General features: G+C 69.0%; 15 protein-coding genes. 6 read left to right on the forward strand and 9 right to left on the reverse strand.

Annotated elements, in window-relative coordinates; all coding sequences use genetic code 11:
* Positions 1 to 30: 30 nt before the first annotated feature.
* From OG247_RS34545 to OG247_RS34560, 4 genes are all read right to left on the reverse strand, one after another.
* The gene (locus OG247_RS34545) at positions 31 to 1,731 is read right to left on the reverse strand and encodes a relaxase/mobilization nuclease domain-containing protein (protein ID WP_327255894.1); all 1,701 of its coding nucleotides are present in this window, start codon (positions 1,729 to 1,731) and stop codon (positions 31 to 33) included.
* Positions 1,728 to 2,084, reverse strand: a complete 357-nt coding sequence (locus tag OG247_RS34550) for a plasmid mobilization protein (protein WP_327255895.1) — start codon at positions 2,082 to 2,084, stop codon at positions 1,728 to 1,730. Before OG247_RS34550 ends, OG247_RS34545 begins: the two co-directional genes overlap by 4 nt.
* 873 nt (positions 2,085 to 2,957) lie before the next feature.
* Positions 2,958 to 3,656 carry an ATP-binding protein gene (locus tag OG247_RS34555; protein WP_327255896.1) on the reverse strand — a complete coding sequence of 233 codons (699 nt, stop codon included), beginning with the start codon at positions 3,654 to 3,656 and terminating at the stop codon, positions 2,958 to 2,960.
* Entirely contained in the window at positions 3,653 to 4,576 is a 924-nt protein-coding gene (locus OG247_RS34560; RefSeq protein ID WP_327255897.1) for a hypothetical protein, read from the reverse strand. The genes OG247_RS34555 and OG247_RS34560 overlap by 4 nt, the downstream gene beginning before the upstream one ends.
* Positions 4,577 to 5,145: 569 nt before the next feature.
* Here OG247_RS34560 and OG247_RS34565 point away from each other — a divergent pair.
* The 3 genes from OG247_RS34565 to OG247_RS34575 all read left to right on the forward strand — a co-directional run bounded on the left by OG247_RS34565 (position 5,146) and on the right by OG247_RS34575 (position 7,210).
* A complete protein-coding gene (locus OG247_RS34565) occupies positions 5,146 to 5,397 on the forward strand; it encodes a helix-turn-helix domain-containing protein (protein ID WP_267040274.1) in 252 nt (83 codons plus the stop codon).
* Positions 5,398 to 5,586: 189 nt separating this feature from the next.
* Complete coding sequence (locus OG247_RS34570) at positions 5,587 to 5,910, forward strand: helix-turn-helix transcriptional regulator (RefSeq protein ID WP_327255898.1); 324 nt, start codon at positions 5,587 to 5,589, stop codon at positions 5,908 to 5,910.
* A gap of 181 nt (positions 5,911 to 6,091) precedes the next feature.
* Positions 6,092 to 7,210, forward strand: coding sequence for a tyrosine-type recombinase/integrase (locus OG247_RS34575; RefSeq protein WP_327255899.1), 1,119 nt, complete (start codon positions 6,092 to 6,094; stop codon positions 7,208 to 7,210).
* 116 nt (positions 7,211 to 7,326) lie between these two features.
* Here the strand turns inward: OG247_RS34575 and OG247_RS34580 are convergent, their stop codons facing one another.
* The 3 genes from OG247_RS34580 to OG247_RS34590 form a co-directional block, all read right to left on the reverse strand.
* Positions 7,327 to 7,917 carry a hypothetical protein gene (locus OG247_RS34580; protein ID WP_327255900.1) on the reverse strand — a complete coding sequence of 197 codons (591 nt, stop codon included), beginning with the start codon at positions 7,915 to 7,917 and terminating at the stop codon, positions 7,327 to 7,329.
* Positions 7,918 to 7,945: 28 nt separating this feature from the next.
* Positions 7,946 to 8,323 carry a hypothetical protein gene (locus tag OG247_RS34585; RefSeq protein ID WP_327255901.1) on the reverse strand — a complete coding sequence of 126 codons (378 nt, stop codon included), beginning with the start codon at positions 8,321 to 8,323 and terminating at the stop codon, positions 7,946 to 7,948.
* 478 nt (positions 8,324 to 8,801) lie between these two features.
* Positions 8,802 to 9,980, reverse strand: a complete 1,179-nt coding sequence (locus OG247_RS34590) for a magnesium and cobalt transport protein CorA (RefSeq protein WP_327255902.1) — start codon at positions 9,978 to 9,980, stop codon at positions 8,802 to 8,804.
* 154 nt (positions 9,981 to 10,134) lie between these two features.
* On the opposite strand from OG247_RS34590, the gene OG247_RS34595 reads away from it, so the two are divergent.
* Entirely contained in the window at positions 10,135 to 11,295 is a 1,161-nt protein-coding gene (locus OG247_RS34595) for a winged helix DNA-binding domain-containing protein (protein WP_327255903.1), read from the forward strand.
* A 158-nt stretch (positions 11,296 to 11,453) separates the two neighbouring features.
* The gene (locus OG247_RS34600; protein WP_327255904.1) at positions 11,454 to 12,995 is read left to right on the forward strand and encodes an AMP-binding protein; all 1,542 of its coding nucleotides are present in this window, start codon (positions 11,454 to 11,456) and stop codon (positions 12,993 to 12,995) included.
* A gap of 74 nt (positions 12,996 to 13,069) precedes the next feature.
* On the opposite strand, the gene OG247_RS34605 is transcribed toward OG247_RS34600, so the two are convergent.
* Both OG247_RS34605 and OG247_RS34610 read right to left on the reverse strand, forming a co-directional pair.
* Positions 13,070 to 13,558 carry a glutathione peroxidase gene (locus OG247_RS34605; protein WP_327255905.1) on the reverse strand — a complete coding sequence of 163 codons (489 nt, stop codon included), beginning with the start codon at positions 13,556 to 13,558 and terminating at the stop codon, positions 13,070 to 13,072.
* Positions 13,559 to 13,601: 43 nt separating this feature from the next.
* Entirely contained in the window at positions 13,602 to 14,435 is an 834-nt protein-coding gene (locus tag OG247_RS34610) for a hypothetical protein (RefSeq protein ID WP_327257737.1), read from the reverse strand.
* Positions 14,436 to 14,723: 288 nt separating this feature from the next.
* Here OG247_RS34610 and gcl point away from each other — a divergent pair, with 288 nt between their 5' ends.
* Entirely contained in the window at positions 14,724 to 16,505 is a 1,782-nt protein-coding gene (gene gcl, locus OG247_RS34615) for a glyoxylate carboligase (RefSeq protein ID WP_266912577.1), read from the forward strand.
* The last annotated feature ends 470 nt before the right edge of the window (positions 16,506 to 16,975 follow it).

Below are 16,975 nucleotides of genomic sequence, written 5' to 3' on the forward strand. Positions count from 1 at the left end.
CGGCTATGTACGGACGGATACGTTCTGCCGTCAGCGGCGGCGGGAGGCGTTGCTCGCGGCCTTCGGAGCGGGTTGTGTGGTCACCGCGCGCCGGGGGAGCGATGCTGCGGGATCGGCAGGCAGGTGCGCGAGACGGCGGAGACGCCAGACGAGGACGTCGCTGACGGAGGTGGCGCTGTCCAGCTCCCGGTGCCGCGTGGCTTCTGCGAGGAGGCGGGCCGGGTTGTGGCCTGCGGCCCGGGTATCGGCGAGGGTGGCCGCCAGGGCGGGCCAGCCCGGCTCGGCCAGAACTTGTTCGGCGATCTCGGGCAGCGCCTGGCGTAGGACGGCTGCCTGTCGTCGCTGCAGTGACAGGGAGCGGCCTCGCTGGTGGAGCACGGACATCGGCTGGGCGGCAGCGATCTCGTAGGCGGCGCGCAGGTGTTCGGCGGCTTGGTACGCGGCTTCGGCTTGCTGGGCGTGCTTCTTCTTGGCGTGCCAGTTCGCCGCCGCGGTGACGAGGAAGAACGCGGTGTCGATGAGCATGGCGGTGGTGGCGCCGTCCTCTCCGATGCCGAGGGCTGATCCGCTGTGGGCGAGGTCGTGCGCGGCCTGGCGCAGGGCGCGGTCGTGCCCGTGTACGGCGCGGACGTGGGAGCGGGAGGCCCGTTCGAACGCGAATGCTGCATCCCGGAGTTCTCGTCGGGTATGGGCGGCGGAGGTCTCGGCGAGCGCGTCGAGGACCTCGCCGGCTGCGGCGATCCGGGCTGCTGTCGTGCCGTCGTCACTGTGCTCGATGAGCAGCAGCGCCTGCCAGGTCGCCGTGGTCGCGCGGCGGCGGGCGTACGCCGGGCCGGTCACCGGCGGGAGAGCGGGCTGCTCCGGTGAGACGACTTCGTCGGAGGAGGGTTCTGCCGGCGGGGTCCAGCGTTCGCGGACGCGGGGCAGGGAGAGGTCGGGGGCGAGCTTGGATCCCGAGTAGAAGACTGGTTCGCCGTTCTTGTTGCGGTCGTCGGGCAGGGCCACGGTGTAGCCGAGGAGGTCCCCGGACGGCGCCACACGCCGCTTGACGAGGAGACCGGCATGGGTGAGGCGGCCGAAGAACTCCTCCTCGCTCCGGGCACCGGCCGCCGCGCGTCGGACGCTCTCGCGCAGTTCCTCCCTTGGGGTGCGTTCCCGCTGGTGGCGGTCGGCTTTGTGGCGCTCGGCGCTGGTGGGGCGCTGGGCTGCGGTTCCGTCACCGGTGGTGAGGCGGCGCAGGCCGTAGTCGGCTTCGATGAGACGGGCTTCGGCCTGGGAGCGCTTGGCTTCGTTGTGGCGGCGGGGCCGGCGGCCGTCCTCGCGGACGGGCGTGGCGATGATGTGGATGTGGTCGTCGGCGTGGCGGACGGCTGCCCAGCGGCAGGCGGCGGCGTCTCCCTCGGGGGCTATGCCGGTGGCGGCAACCATGCGGCGGGCGATGTCGCCCCACTGCTCGTCGCTGAGGATCGGGTCCTCGGGCGCGGCACGTATGGACAGGTGCCACACGTGCTCGGTGGGACGCCGCGACTTGGGCAGGGCTTCGACGGGCTGGTCGAGGAGCCTTTGCAGGTCCGCGTAAGTGGCTTTCGGGTCACGTCCGGGGTCGGGGACGAGGCTGTCCCAGGCCGCCACGAGGTGCGGGTCGGTGTGTTCCTCGTGGGTGCCGGGGCCGTAGAGGTAGCGGATCAGGCCGATGGTGCGGCTGCCCATCTTGTGGACGCGGGGGATCATCCGGCGGGAGTCTCCGTCTCTAGGTAGCGCTGGGTGAAGTCGTCCACGCGCTCGGCGGTCCGCTGGACGGCGTCGAGGACCGCCTTGGCGTGCGGGGCGTCGGCGCCGGAGTTCAGGACGGTGGCGACCTGGTTCAGGTTGTTGCCGATCTGGCCGAGGGCCCGGCGCAGCGCGAACAGCTCTCTGACCATCTCTCGGTGGGTGGCGATCTCGGCTTCGGTGTGTTCGAGGTCGCGTGCGGCCTTCAGGGCAGAGTGGGCGAGGAAGCCGGCGGTGCTCATGCGGCAGGCAGCCGCGGCCTGGGTGAGGAGCTGGAATTCATCGTCGTTCATGCGGCAGCTGGGCTGGTGCATGCGTTTCTTCTCGGCGGGCAGGCGTTCACGCTGGCGCACGTGCGATGTCGTTGGGGCGGTGTGCGTGCAGCGGGGGGTGTGGCAGGTGTGTTGTCCCTCCGTCTCGTGGTGCGGTCCGGCCTCGGCAGCATCCCGAAGGGCTGGCACCCCCTGGTGCCGGTCCGCTCCCGCCACCCCTGGGGCGGGGGAGCCCAGAGCATTGCTCCCGACGGGAGCAATGCTCTGGGTACAACTTGCTCCTCCTGAGGCTGGAAGCGAGGGCATGTGCTCGTCGTGGGTGGGACGGTCGTGCGGTGGGTTGTGCATGCGTGTCCTTGAAGCGGTAGGGGCTGGTCGTGTGAAGGGGCTGTTGGGCGGGGTCGACCGGTTGGGGACCGCTCGCTCGTGACGCGAGACGCTGCCGGTGCTGTCCGGGGACCAGGCGGGGACGGTCCCCCTTTCGGGGAGGTGCTCGGTCCCCGGCGGCAGGGGCGTGGGGGATCGGTCCCGTCTCGGTCCCCGTAGTCGTGGGTGGGGACGGTCCCCGACGTGGTGACCTGACGGTCCCCGAACCGCTGCAGGGTGGTCCCCGGATGGTGGGGACCGTGGGGACGGTCCCCACTGAGTCGGGGGACGTCAGGCGGGGGTGACCTGCGGAAACAGAGTTGGGGACCGGTCCCCGTGGTGGCCGGCGCGCGCAGCGCAATCAGGGGACGGTCCCCGATCGACTGCTGTCGGTCCCCTCCTGGGGGAGGGCGCTGTCAGACGGGACCGGGGTCAGTTTGGGGACCGGGACCGTGTTGGGGACCGTGATGGGGACGGTCCCCGAACGGCTCGGGTCAGTGGTTCGGTCCCCACGATGACGGGGACCGACGCGGGTGGGGACCGTGGTGGTCAGGAGCCCGACGGCTGGGCGCGTCGGCGGTCCGGGCCGGTGAGGATGACGCGGGTGGTCATCTCTGCCAGGCGGGAGGCGACGCGGTCCCCGACTGCGTTGCGGAGTTCCGCGATCGGCAGGTTGGTGGTGATCAGGGTCGGGAGCATCTCGGTGTAGCGGCGGTTGATCAGCCGGTACGTCAGCTCCTCGGTCCACTCGGACTGCTTGGCCGCGCCGAGGTCGTCCAGGATCAGCAGCGGGCACCGGCCGAGCTCTTGGATCTCCCGCTCGGGGTCGTGGTTGGGCCGGGGCCGGAGCTGGGCGTAGAGGTCGGCGGAGGTGACCGCCTGCCAGCGCAGGCGTACTCCGGCGGCCAGCAGCGAGCGGACAGCTCCGTAAGCCTGATGTGTCTTGCCGATGCCGGTGGTTCCGGCGATCAGCAGTGAGGGGCCGTAGGCGATGCCCCGGGTACCGGCCGGCCCGTTTCGCCCGGCGCGGGTGACCGCCTCCACCCAGCCAAGGACTTCGGGTTGGGTGGCGAGTGCCTCGCGGTAGCGGGGCGGGATGCGGCGGTCGGCGAGTTCCAGGGCGGTCACCGGCTCCATCGTGGGCCCGGCGGGTGCGGTGTCGGGGTCGATGCCCTTGGCAGCGAGAATGGCCTGGAGACGGGCTGCCAGGGTGCCGGCACGCTGGGGTTCACGGGTCGCGGTGGTCACAGCTGGCCTCCGTAAGCGGCTTCGGCGTCAACGGGGTTGGTGTACGGCTGAGGGGTCCGGCGGGCGCCAGCAGTGGCCTGGGGCGGGTTCATGGCCTCGTTGACCAGGCTGGGCAGCACGCTTGGGTGGAGGCTCTTGATGCGCATGCGCTCGACCCCTGCTCGGACGTGCTCTGGGTCGATGCCTTCGCGCAACAGCTTGCCGATCTCCCGGCCGACATGACCCAGAACGCTCTCGGGGGGACGCTTCCCGCATGCGGCGGCGTACTCGCCGACCAGCTGCTGGGTCGTGATGATCTGGGGTGGGGTGGGGGCTCCAGCGCCCCCCAAGGGAGATCCTAGATCCCTGATCCTAGATCCTAGATCCGGACGGTGAGGGCTCGGCGCAGGCTCCCGCACCTCTCCCTGAAGCTGCACGGAGGGCTCACTGAATCCGCCCTGACCTGCGGATACGGGGATCAGTGAAGTGGCAGGGGGTGCGGGTGCGAGCTCCGGGACGGGCGCCTGATGGTGCACGGACGGCTCACGGAGCCCTCCCTGCGCCAGCGGTGAAGTCAGGGGTACCCGGCCGCCGTCGTGGTAGGGGCAGTTCGGGTGCCGGACACCGCTGGGGCGGTTGACCTTCTGGTGCTTGGAGAAGGTCACGATGTGCAGGTACCGCTTGCCGTCCTCCTCGCCCTCGTACCGGCAGATGAGTTCATTGCCGGCGAGCTGGGTGAGGTCGTCTTCCACCTCGATCGGGCCGTGTTCGGGGCGCAGGGACCACAAGAGGCCTGCGATGACGGCGGACTGGTCACGGAACCGGCCGTGGTCGTCGGCCTGGGTGAGCAGGCCGAAGAACGTCCGCTCGGCGGTGATGCTGACGGCGGCCAGCGATTCGGAGCTGAAGGCTTCCGGTTTGATGGTGCGGATGCGTGCCATGCCTATCGCCCCGCCTTCGTCTGCTGCTGGGACGGCGACGCCGGGGTGGGCGCGGGTGTGCGGACGGCTGCTTCGGCCGTACTGTTGGGCATAGACGTTCCTCAGATCCGTTCAGGAGTGGGCGGTTTGGACAAGGGACTCCCATCGGCTCTCGGCGCTGCAACGCCGGGAGCCGATTCCTTTTCCGGGGGGTGCTTAGCCAAGACAGCCACACCCAGCCCGCGCAAGTCCAGCGAATCCGCACTCGAAAAGTGTCAGATCGCATCGCTGATCGCGAACGTCTTCACAGTAAAGGCGAATCCCCGGTTGACCAAAAAGTCGACGGCGCAGAGAGAGCGACGAAGATCGCACCCCAAAAGTCATTGACCGGGGTAGGCAAGGCGATCTATGTTTCCGCCGCCCGGAGCCACTGATGGTGTACGCGCCCCTGTGGTCCGAGATGGGTCGTAGTTCCGCAATGGCCGCCTATGCGGGAATCGGCAGTTCGTTCTCCGCGAAACGGTCCCCAAAGTCCCGTGTCCAGGCCTCCGCGATTACGTGAACCCGGGAACCCGAGCTACAACAGACGCATGCCCCGAAGAGCTACGGAAATCGGTCCTGCCGGAGAACGGACCGCCGGTGCCATCGAGCGCCTGCGCACCTCGCGCGGGTTCGCCCAGCGCGAGCTCGCTGCCCGTGTCACCGAGCTCGGCCACCCCATGACCAACACCATGCTGTCCCGCATCGAACGCACCCGCCGGCGCTGCGACGTGGATGACCTCGTCGCCATTGCGGCCGCCCTCGGTGTCTCCCCACTCGCCTTGCTCCAGCCCGCGACGTAGGGGTCCGGGGTGGGTGCGCTGTGACGCCGCCCCGGCTTATACCCGACGATCCCCGGTCAGCCAAACCGGGGATTCTCCAGACCATTGAAGTAGTCCGCTCCACCTGCCTGACAGCAAGTGGGGGCGGGCTTGTCATGCCCGATGTCCGTCGCCGCAGGTTGCCGACGGAAGACCCCGAAGGTTCGATACGTGCGAAGTGTTGCTTGTGACAGTGAATTGCTGGCGAATGTCCGCACGTCTCCCCGCATGTCGCCGCTGGGGAGGGGTTTTCTGAACGTGGGTGAAGCCGCCGAATACCTGGGGCTGTCGCCCGCCACCCTTTACGTGTGGCGGCACCGTCGCCAAGGTCCGCCGAGTTTTCGGATGGGGCAGAGCGGACGCGTGATGTACCGGATCGAAACGCTTGACGAGTGGATCCGGGAACAGGAGCAGGCGGACTCCCGCAGCAATACCTCCCTAAGCCCGGTGAATGCCGTCCCGCAGCGTCGCGCCGGGTATCCGGCCACAGCCTGACCGATCTACCCGGTCTTACCTGCCTGCGCCCGACCCTACCCCGAGGAATTCTTTGGCTGGCTATATCGAAGACCGTTGGATCAAAAAGAAGAAGGATCCCGTCACCGGGAAGCGCGAGCGTACGACCCGCTACGGCAAGGGGTCCCGATATCGGGTCGCTGGAATCCCGGGCGTCCGGGACATGTCGTTCGACGTGCTGGAGGACGCCAAAGGGTGGCTCCGGCGGTCCGGCACCGACAGTGAACGAGGCGAGTTCGTCGACCCGCGCAACGGCTCCATCACCTTGACGGACTTCGTCACGCGCCACTGGCGTGCCGGCGTTCGCGGCGCGCCCGGCACGGTCAAGCGAGTTGACGAGCGTGTACGACTCCACATCCTTCCGCACCTCGGTGCGGTGGCGCTGCGAGATGTGTCGGCGACCGTCCTGCGTGGCTACATAGCCACGCTCGAAGGCGAGTGCTCTCCGAGGTACGCCCGGCAGATCCTCACCTCGCTGTCGAACATCTTCGAGACCGCGATCGACGACAAGCGCCTCGTCCGCAACCCGATGCGGGCCAAGACGGTGCGTTGGCCGAAGGCTCCCGACGAGGATCGTGACGCGTGGCCGCTGGCAACGGCGCAGCGGGTGCGGGACGTGATCAATCCCCGCTACCGGATCGCGGTCGTCGTCGCGCTGGGGTGTGGACTGCGCCAGGGAGAGGTGTTCGGGCTGTCGCCGAAGGACATCGACTTCGAACGCGGTGTCATCCGGGTGCGCAGGCAGGTGCAACTTCTCTCCGGGCGCCTCTACTTCGCCCTACCCAAGGGTGGCAGGACGCGGATCGTCGACATGCCCCGGTCGGTGGCCACCGAACTGGCCGCGTACTTCCTCGACCATCCGGCGGTCGACGTCGAGCTCCCCTGGGGCGGACCGGAGCCCGACCGGGAGAAGCAGAGCTTCCCGCTCGTCCTCACGACGACGTACGGCAACGCCATCCGGGCCAACATCTTCAACGACGAGGCCTGGAAGCCGGCCCTCGCAGCGGCCGGGGTCATTCCCGTGCGGGAGAAGGGTGCACGGTGGAAGGCTTCACGCAAGGACGGCTTCCACGTGCTCCGGCACACTTACGCCTCGGTCCTCCTCGAAGCGGGCGAGTCCATCGTGACGCTCGCCCGGTGGCTCGGTCACTCAAGTCCGACCATCACCCTCGACCACTACGCCCACTTCATGCCGGAGGCCGGCGGCAAGGGCCGCGCGGCCATCGACGCACTGCTCGGCACCGTGCCCGAGTACGTCCCGGACAACCTTGCCCGTATGTGAGAGAACGGGTGTCACAGCATGCGCCGTGGCACCCGTTTTCGTTGTGCAGGCTTCACGAAGCCTGTGATTCGCCTGCAGAGCCTGCGAAGAGTCTGGCCTTCTTCGCGCCTCTCTGATCAGCCTCTCTGCACTGCTGCGCGTGCCCGCGTAGCATTCATGGCGGCGCCATCGCGCGCGAGGTAGGCCCTCTCCTGCACACTGCCGCCGAAGTCACCCCATGCGTAGAAGGTGGCTACGAGGGCGGCCGTAGTCGCTGTTCCCGAGGATGCAGTCGCCAAGATCCGGGCCACGCTGGCCGGCAGTTGCGCGAGAGGCCGCACTCTCGTTTGGACGGCGATATCGGCGCACCGTCCCGCCCACACTTCGAGACCTTGCGCGGCCCGTGCGAGGAACACCGCGACGCAGGCGAAGAAGGCGTAGGCGAAGGCGAACCCCGCCAAGAACCTCGTGGGCAGACCGGGGGTCGGGCCGGTGCCGAAGATGGGCAACCCGAGGACGCAGTAGGAGACTACCTGTCCGGAGATGGCTGCCAGGAAGACGGATCCGAACAGCGACCCACTGATGTCGTCGTAGTCGTCCTCTGCCGCTTCTGGCCCGCTCGGTGGCGCAGGGCGGGCCCGTCGTTGCGCGGGCATGAAGAGGTTGACGATGCTGCCGAGGACGTTGCCGGCCACGAACGTGCCCGAACCGTGGTTCGTCTGGTTCACGACCTTCTTCTCGTCCTCCGGCGGTCGGTCAGTCACGCGCGAGCCCACCATGGTTGATCGTCAGGCCGCCGTGGTTGTCACCGCCGATGAACAGTCCGCTCCCCGTGTTCTGCTGGTTGTACACGGTGGTTCCTGCCATGGTCAGAGCCTTGAACTCGGGGATGGCCTCCGGATGCGCGTCGAGGTGCACTCGAATCAGCGGTGTCAGTCGACCCACAAGTTCATCCGACGTGGCGTCCTGGTCATCGAAAACAGCGATCACGGCGTCCTGCTCGGCGGTCGATCCACGGCGTACGAGTGCCCGGACCTTATGGCCGACCCACGCCGCCCCGCCTGTCACAGCCCCACTGGCCAGCGCGACGGCCGACCCTGCGGCAATCTCTCCAACAACATCGGTCAGACTCACGGCTGTTGACTCCAATGGGATCCAAAGTGAGGCCCCAACGTACTGCCGCGAGCATGAGCGGGAGACGGCTTTCGCCGTTGTGGCCGTCACCCGCGGGGGCTTCCTTCCCTACTGCGGTGCGAGGTGCGTCTTTGGAGGGGGCCGGCCATGCCGCCATCGGCGCCCCGGGCGGGCGGCGGACAGCTCTCGGGATCGGGACAGGGGCATGGGTTCATCGGTCAACGTGGTAGGCCATATATGAAGGCCAGCCGTGGTGTTCGTCCCTGCCAAGCCGACCTTCGCCCGGCACTCTCTGTGACGGTCAGCGGGGGCCGTCCGCGTGGAGCCGAGGCGCTCGGAAAGTGTGGAGCAGCAGGTGGGGGAGGCCCAGCTCGCTCCCCGGCACCGCCAATTCTCCCCAGATTCTCCCCAGGGCCCTGAAATGGGCCCTGGGGAGTGTTTGCTCAAGTGAACTCACCCGGCGAATCTCGCTCGTCGGCTACAGCCAGTCGCGCTTCTTGAAGATGACGTACAGGCTCACGCAGACCACTGCCATCAGCAGGATTGCGAAGGGGTAGCCTCCCGCCCACTTGAGTTCGGGCATGTCCTCGAAGTTCATGCCGTAGATGGTTCCCACGAGTGTGGGAGCAAACAAAATGGCAGCCCATGAGGAGATCTTCTTGATCTCCTCGTTCTGTTCGAAGCCGGCCTCGGCCAAGGCGCGCATTTCGGCGTTCTGTTGTTGGGAGACCAGGGTGGCGTTGACCGTCAGGATTTCGGTCAGGGCCTGGCGGAAGCCGTCCACGCGTTCGCTGGTGTGGGTGACGTGGTCGGCTACGTCGCGGAGGTAGCGCTGGAGTTCCTCGTCCGTGCCGTACTTCGCGAAGCCGGCCATCAGGCTGTGGAGCATGCCGACCAGGGGGCGGGTTGCGCGTTGGAACTCGACCATTTCCCGGGAGAGTTCGTAGATGCGGCGGGAGACTTCCGGGTCGCCGCTGAAGACCTCGGTCTCGATCTCGTCCATGTCGATCTGGACGCCCTCGACGACCGGGGCGTAGCCGTCGACCACCGCGTCGAGGATGGCGTACAGGGCGGCTTCCGGGCCGAGGGAGAGGAGTTCGGGGGATCCCTCCATGCGGCGGCGGACCGCCGAGAGGTCCGGGGCCGCGCCGTGGCGGACCGTGATCAGGAAGTCGGGGCCGACGAAGATGTGGAGCTCGCCGAAGTCGACCTCCTCCAAGGCATCCAGGTAGCGCGCGGCCCGCAGGACGACGAAGAGGGTGTCTCCGTAGCGCTCCAGCTTGGGGCGTTGGTGGGCTTCCAGGGCGTCTTCGATGGAGAGCGGGTGGAGGTTGAACTCATCGGCCAGGGAGTGGAGTTCGGGTTCCGTGGGGCGGTGCAGCCCGATCCAGGCCATGCCGTCGGGCTGTTCGCGCAGCCGGCGGAAGGTCTCGGCGAGGGTGGTGGGGGAGGCGACCCGGACGCCGTCGCGGTAGACCGCGGAGTCGATCACGCTGCGGTGGTCCGCGGGGGTGGGGGCCGGCGGGGGCGGCTTCGGGGCCCGTGGGGGTGTGGCCGGGGGAGCGGAGGGAGGGGCGGCCGGGCGTCGCCATCCCGCACGCTTCGCGGGCACGGAGGCGGACGGAGGCGAGGGGCGGCGGTCTGGTCGCTCCGACATCGCAGGTCAGCTCCCGGTCGAACGGGTGTTTACGGGCAAAGGGCAGGATATCCGGGTGGAGGGACCCCGGGGTTCATGCGGGTCCGTGCGCGCGGGTGCGACCGGTTCGGAGTTGCGGACAGAAGGTGTCCGCATGGGCCGCTACGTTGCTGTCATGGCCTCCAAGACGATGCGTCCCGTACTCGACACCCTTGCGCTGAACCGTGCCACGCTCGCCCGTCAGCTGCTCCTGACCCGCGCCGAGATGTCCGCGCAGGACGCCACCCAGCACCTGATGGGGCTCCAGGCGCAGAACGTGAAGCCGCCCTACTTCCAGCTCCACGCCCGACTCGCCGGATTCGGGCCGGCCGAGCTCGCCGGGCTGATGGAGTCCCGTCAGGTGGTCCGGATGGTCACCATGAGGTCCACCATCCACACCCACACCGTCCACGACGCGCTCACCCTGCGCCCGCTCGTCCAGCCCGCCCGCGACCGGGAGATCAACTACTTCCGCAAGGGCCTGGTCGGAGTGGACCTGGACAAGCTGGCCGAGCGGGCGCGGGCGTTCGTGGAGGCCGAGCCGCGGACCATGGCGGAGATACGGGAGGAACTGCTCAAGGAGTGGCCCGGAGCCGACCCGCAGTCGCTGTCCGTCGCCGCGCGCTGCCGGCTGCCGCTCGTCCAGGTGACACCGCGCGGGGTCTGGGGGAAGAGCGGCCAAGTCCGCCTCACCACCTTGAGTGAGTGGGTGGGAGTGGGAGGAGGAGTGGGAGGAGGAGTGGGAGGAGAGGCCGGCGGGGAGGGCTCGGGGATTGATGACGTTGTCCTTCGGTATCTCGGGGCGTTTGGGCCCGCCTCCGTCAAGGACATGCAGACGTGGGCCGGGCTCACCCGGCTGCGCGAGGCCTTCGAGCGGCTCAGGCCCGGCCTGGAGGTGTTCCAGGACGAGAACGGCGTCGAGCTCTTCGATCTGCCCGACGGGCCGCGCCCCGACGCCGAGCAGCCCGCGCCGCCCCGCTTCCTTCCCGAGTTCGACAACCTGCTCCTCTCCCATGCCGACCGTTCCCGGGTGATCGCGCCCGAGCTGAAGGGGAGCACCTGGTCCGGGAACCAGGCCCACTGCACGCTGCTCGTCGACGGCTTCCTCGCCGGGCTCTGGAAGCTGGACGGTGGGACGGGCGGTGGGACGCTCACCGTCGAGCTGTTCTCCGCCGTCTCCAAGGCCGGTAGGGCAGAGATCGTGGCCGAGGGGGAGGCCCTTCTCGCCGCCATGGGCGACAGCGCGGGTGAGGGTTCCGCGGGCGGCTCCGTACGGTTCGGGTCCATCCGCGGCTGAGCCGGACGGGTGGTCGAGCCGGGCGGCCAGGACCCGCCGCGCTCTGGTGGCCCGTACGCCGGACACGGCACGATGCCTGGCACGACCGAGATCCACCGCGATCCACCGCGATCCACCGCGATCGACCGCGATCGTTATTCGGGACCTAGGAGAGAGCAATGCGGATTCCCATGACCGTCACGGACTTCCTCGACCGGGCGGAGCTGGGGTTCTCGTCCAGTCCGGGCGTGGTGGACGAGCCGGATCAGCCCGGTCCACCGGTCCCCGATTCGACGTACGGGAGGCTCGGCGAGCGCGTACGGGCCTGGCAGGCGGGATTCGACGCGCTGGGGGTCGGCGAGGGCGAGCGCGTGGCGGTGGTCAGCCACAACTCCGCCCGGCTGCTGGAGCTGCTGTTCGCGCTGCCGATGAGCGGGCGCGTCTGCGTACCGGTCAACTTCCGGCTGAAGCCGGAGGAGGTCGACTACGTGGTCCGGCAGAGCGGTGCCTCGGTCCTGCTCGTCGACCCGGAGCTGGACGAGGCGCTGTCGGGCGTCAAGGCGCGCCACCGCTTCGTCCTCGGGGCGGAGACGGACGCGATGCTGATGCGCTTCGGGGTGGAGCCGCGCCCCTGGTCGCACCCGGACGAGGACGCGACGGCGACGATCAACTACACCTCGGGGACCACGGCCCGCCCCAAAGGGGTGCAGCTCACCCACCGCAACATCTGGGTGAACGGGCTCACCTTCGGCCTGCACACCCGGGTCTGGGAGCGTGACGTCTACATGCACACGCTGCCGATGTTCCACTGCAACGGCTGGGGCATGCCCTTCGTGATGGCAGGGCTCGGCGTCAAGCAGGTCGTGCTGCGCAAGGTCGACGGCGCCGAGATCCTGCGACGGGTCGAGGAACACGGCGTCACGCTGATGTGCGGTGCGCCCGCCGTGTGGAACACGGTGCTGGACGCGGCGGCGAGCTGGGAGGGCGAGATCCCGGGCCGCGACCGGGTACGCGTCGTCTGCGCGGGCGCCCCACCGCCGAGCCGGACGATCCAGCGCATGGGCGAGGAGCTGGGCTGGGAGTTCACGCAGATCTACGGCCTGACCGAGACCTCGCCGCTGCTCACCTTCAACCGGACCCGGCCGGCCGACGCGGAGCTGCCGGCCGAGGAACGGGCGCGCAGGCTCTCGCGTGCGGGGCTTCCCGCACTGGGCGTCACACTGCGAGTGTCCGAGGACGGCGAGGTGCTGGCCCGGTCGAACGTCGTGCTGGAGGGGTACTGGGACAAGCCGGAGGAGACCGAGGCCGCATTGCGGGACGGCTGGTTCCACACGGGCGACGGTGGCGCGGTCGACGAGGCCGACGGCCATCTGACGATCTCCGACCGGAAGAAGGACGTGATCATCACCGGCGGCGAGAACGTGTCCTCGATCGAGGTGGAGGACGCGATCTTCAGCCATCCGGCGGTCGCGGAGGTCGCCGTCATCGGTGTGCCGCACGAGAAATGGGGCGAGACGATCAAGGCCCTCGTGGTCCTCGCCGAGGGAGAGGCCGTGCAGGAGGCGGAGATCATCGCCCACTGCAAGGAACGACTGGCCGGGTACAAGGCCCCGACGACGGTCGAATTCCGTGCCACCATCCCGCGTACGGCCACCGGCAAGATCCAGAAGTTCAAGCTCCGCGAGCCGTACTGGTCGGGCCGGGAGCGGCAGGTGAACTGACCCCGGCGGTACGGGGCTGCGCGCGCAGCCCCGTACCGGCCGTCGGCCCTCGGCTATCGGACCCTCAGGTGGTGTCAGGCCGGCAGCTGCGCCTCGATCGCCGCGATGACCTCGGCGGCCTCGGGCTCGGTGCGCGGGCGGAAGCGGGCCACGACCTCGCCGGCGGGGGAGATCAGGAACTTCTCGAAGTTCCAGGTGATGTCACCGGCCTCGCCCTCGGCGTCCGGGACCTTCACCAGCTCCTCGTAGAGCGGGTGGCGGTTATCGCCGTTGACGTCGGACTTCTCCAGCATCGGGAAGGTGACGCCGAAGCCGGCCGCGCAGAACGTCTGGATGTCGTCGGCGTTGCCCGGCTCCTGCCCGCCGAACTGGTTGCACGGCACACCGATGACGGTGAAGCCCTTCTCCTCGTACTTGAACTGCAGACGGGCCAGGCCCGAGTACTGCGGGGTGAGACCGCACTGCGAGGCGGTGTTCACGAGAAGGATCGCCTTGCCCTTGTGCGCGGCGAGGCTGGTGGGCTCGTCGGACAGGGTGGTCAGCGGGATGTCGTACAGGCTCATCAAGCTCTCCTCGGCAGGCAAACGCACGTAATACCCCCCGAGCCTAGGCCCCCATGCCGAGGAGGTCTTCCGCCGGGTCGTTGACCGGCTGGGGCATGCCCGTGAGGTCCATGACGAAGAGGGGTATGCCGAGGTCGTCCGCGCGGGCGCGCGCGTCTTCCGTGTATCCGGCGAGCGAGAAGTAGACGCTGGTCGCGCAGGCCGTGAGCCCATTCAGCCAGACGCACTCCACCGCCCGCAGCCCGGCCGGAGCCGTCGTCGGGTCCACCTGGGCGACCAGGCCGGGGGCCCGCAGGTCCACCGCCGTCGACGGGATCGGCCGCCCGTCGGGCTGGCGCACGTCCTGGAAGCCGAGCCAGCGCAGGTACAGCGCGGCGGTGACCACCGCGTCCCGGGCGGTACGGATCGTCACGGGCCGGAAGGCGGGGCGGGGCACCGCGGGGTCCGGGGCTGCCGGGGAAGCACGAGGAGCCGAGGGGGCGGGGGGAGCGGGCGGCGTAGACGGAGTAGAGGGAGCAGAAGGAGTAGAAGGAGCCGGGAAAGCCGCCGGCGGCTCCGCCGCACGCGGGGGAGTCCGTACCTCCCCACCGGAGGGAACCCCGCCCGCAGGCTCCAGCGGATGGACCGGAACCAGCACCACCGTCCCGCAGGAGGTGCACCCCACCTCCGGATGCGGCCACTCGCTCTCCCGGCCGCAGGACTCGCACCGCACCGCGACCCAGCTCTGCGTCCAGGTGCGGTGGGTCAGCTCCCGGGGCGGTGACGCCAGGTCCAGGGGAGGGGTGACCGGGTTCCCGCAGGCGCAGGGGAAGACCGGGGCGGCGTAGCCGTTCTCGCGCAGGCACGCCGGGCAGCGCACCGGTACCGCATCCGCCATGAGTGCCGGACCCCCTTCGCCTTCGTCGCTCTTCGCCTTCGTCGCTGTGCGTAGGCCCATGGTCCACCACCTGCCACCGGAGGGGTGGGCAGACCCTCGATTTTCGGTCGGGCCCTGGATTTTCGTACAACTCACTGCCCCATCGGCGGCTTTTGGTGGGTTCCGGGGTGCCGTACCGCCTTGACGTTGTGGGGAGTCGCCGCTTAGCTTGTTCCGTATAGCAGAACAAAACTTCCGGATTACGGAAAAGCCTGACCGCCAGACCCGCAGGAGAACTCGATGCCTCGTATGACAGCCGCCGCCGCTGCAGTGGAGATCCTCAAGCTCGAGGGTGTCGAACAAGCGTTCGGCGTCCCCGGTGCTGCGATCAACCCGTTCTACCGCGAGCTCAAGAACGTGGGCGGAATCGCGCACACCCTGGCCCGCCACGTCGAGGGCGCCTCGCACATGGCCGAGGGTTACACCCGCGCCAAGGCCGGCAACATCGGCGTCTGCATCGGCACTTCGGGCCCGGCCGGCACCGACATGATCACCGGCCTGTACTCCGCGATCGCGGACTCCATCCCGATCCTGTGCATCACCGGTCAGGCTCCGGTCTCGAAGCTCCACAAGGAGGACTTCCAGGCCGTCGACATCGCCTCGATCGCCAAGCCGGTCACCAAGAAGGCGACGACCGTCCTGGAGGCCGCCCAGGTTCCGGGCGTGTTCCAGGAGGCCTTCCACCTGATGCGCTCCGGCCGTCCGGGCCCGGTCCTGATCGACCTCCCGATCGACGTCCAGCTGACCGAGATCGAGTTCGACCCCGAGACCTACTCGCCGCTGCCGGTCTACAAGCCGAGCGCCACCCGCGCCCAGGCCCGCAAGGCCCTGCAGTTCCTGCTCGACTCCGAGCGCCCGCTGATCGTCGCCGGTGGCGGCATCATCAACGCCGACGCCTCCGACCTGCTGGTCGAGTTCGCCGAGCTGACGAACGTCCCGGTCATCTCCACCCTCATGGGCTGGGGCGTCATCCCGGACGACCACGAGCTGGCCGCCGGCATGGTCGGTGTCCAGACCTCGCACCGCTACGGCAACGCGACGTTCCTCGAGTCGGACTTCGTCTTCGGCATCGGCAACCGCTGGGCCAACCGTCACACCGGTTACAACCTCGACGCCTACACCAAGGGCCGCAAGTTCGTCCACGTCGACATCGAGCCGACCCAGATCGGCAAGATCTTCGCCCCGGACTTCGGCATCGCCTCGGACGCCAAGGCGGCCCTGGAGCTCTTCGTCGAGATCGCCAAGGAGCTCAAGGCCGAGGGCAAGCTGCCCGACTTCAGCGCCTGGGCCGCTTCCGCCCAGGAGCGCAAGGCGACGCTGCTGCGCCGCACGCACTTCGACAACATCCCCATGAAGCCGCAGCGCGTCTACGAGGAGATGAACAAGGCGTTCGGCCCCGAGACCCGCTACGTCACCACCATCGGTCTGTCCCAGATCGCCGGTGCGCAGATGCTGCACGTCTACAAGCCGCGCAACTGGATCAACTGTGGCCAGGCCGGCCCCCTCGGCTGGACCATCCCGGCCGCGATCGGTGCCGCCACCGCGGACCCGGAGACCCCGATCGTCGCCCTGTCCGGCGACTACGACTTCCAGTTCATGATCGAGGAGCTGGCGGTCGCCGCCCAGCACAAGGTCCCCTACGTTCACGTCCTCGTGAACAACGCCTACCTGGGTCTGATCCGCCAGGCGCAGGGCGGCCTGGGCATCAACTTCGAGGTCAACCTCGAGTTCGAGAACATCAACACCCCCGAGCTGGGTGTCTACGGTGTCGACCACGTCAAGGTCGCCGAGGGCCTGGGCGTCAAGGCGATCCGCGTCACCGACCCGGACAAGCTGGGCGAGGCCTTCGAGACGGCCAAGAAGTGGGCCCAGGAGCACCAGGTTCCGGTCGTCGTCGAGGCCATCCTCGAGCGCATCACCAACATCTCGATGAGCAAGACGGTCGACATGAGCGACGTCACCGAGTTCGAAGAAGTCGCGACCGAGCTGGGCCACGCCCCGACCGCGCTCCGCAACACGCTGCCCGCCTAGTCCCATCAGGCTGGTCTAGCACCACCGAACGGCCCCCGTCCCTCCTCCAGGAGGAACGGGGGCCGTTCCGCGTTCCCTACGGGCCGCAGGTCCCGCCCACGTTCCACCAGGCGGCACGTGCACCGGCCCCGACGGCCCCCTAGGCACTGGCCGGGCCTCCCGGCATCCCGTACGGGGAACAGGGCGCGGGCCCGCACCAGGCGCCCCGTCCAGTAGCCCGCCGTGCAGGGTGACGGCCGGCCCCTGCCCCTTGCGTCCGGCCGGTGGCCCTGCCTGCGTGCCCAAGGAGCCCGCAAGGGCCGCGTACGGGCGTTCCCGGTGTCGGCCGACGGTCGTACAAGCTGCCGAACAGACTCCCTGTGCCCGTGGTGAGGCCCACAGGTCGGCGTCTTGGGCGTATGGGTGCGTGTGGACGCAGACGCCGGTCCACGTATAGAGGCCCACGTCCGGGTACAGCCACAGCCACAGGT

The organism is Streptomyces sp. NBC_01244, from assembly GCF_035987325.1.
Lineage (GTDB): Bacteria > Actinomycetota > Actinomycetes > Streptomycetales > Streptomycetaceae > Streptomyces.

Bases quoted from the DNA above. Each gene is read 5' to 3' on its own strand.
- OG247_RS34545 (WP_327255894.1), bottom strand. From the start codon at position 1,731: ATGATCCCCCGCGTCCACAAGATGGGCAGCCGCACCATCGGCCTGATC.
- OG247_RS34550 (WP_327255895.1), bottom strand. From the start codon at position 2,084: ATGCACCAGCCCAGCTGCCGCATGAACGACGATGAATTCCAGCTCCTC.
- OG247_RS34560 (WP_327255897.1), bottom strand. From the start codon at position 4,576: ATGGCACGCATCCGCACCATCAAACCGGAAGCCTTCAGCTCCGAATCG.
- OG247_RS34565 (WP_267040274.1), top strand. From the start codon at position 5,146: ATGCCCCGAAGAGCTACGGAAATCGGTCCTGCCGGAGAACGGACCGCC.
- OG247_RS34575 (WP_327255899.1), top strand. From the start codon at position 6,092: ATGTCGTTCGACGTGCTGGAGGACGCCAAAGGGTGGCTCCGGCGGTCC.
- OG247_RS34590 (WP_327255902.1), bottom strand. From the start codon at position 9,980: ATGTCGGAGCGACCAGACCGCCGCCCCTCGCCTCCGTCCGCCTCCGTG.
- OG247_RS34595 (WP_327255903.1), top strand. From the start codon at position 10,135: ATGGCCTCCAAGACGATGCGTCCCGTACTCGACACCCTTGCGCTGAAC.
- OG247_RS34600 (WP_327255904.1), top strand. From the start codon at position 11,454: ATGCGGATTCCCATGACCGTCACGGACTTCCTCGACCGGGCGGAGCTG.
- OG247_RS34605 (WP_327255905.1), bottom strand. From the start codon at position 13,558: ATGAGCCTGTACGACATCCCGCTGACCACCCTGTCCGACGAGCCCACC.
- OG247_RS34610 (WP_327257737.1), bottom strand. From the start codon at position 14,435: ATGGCGGATGCGGTACCGGTGCGCTGCCCGGCGTGCCTGCGCGAGAAC.
- gcl (WP_266912577.1), top strand. From the start codon at position 14,724: ATGACAGCCGCCGCCGCTGCAGTGGAGATCCTCAAGCTCGAGGGTGTC.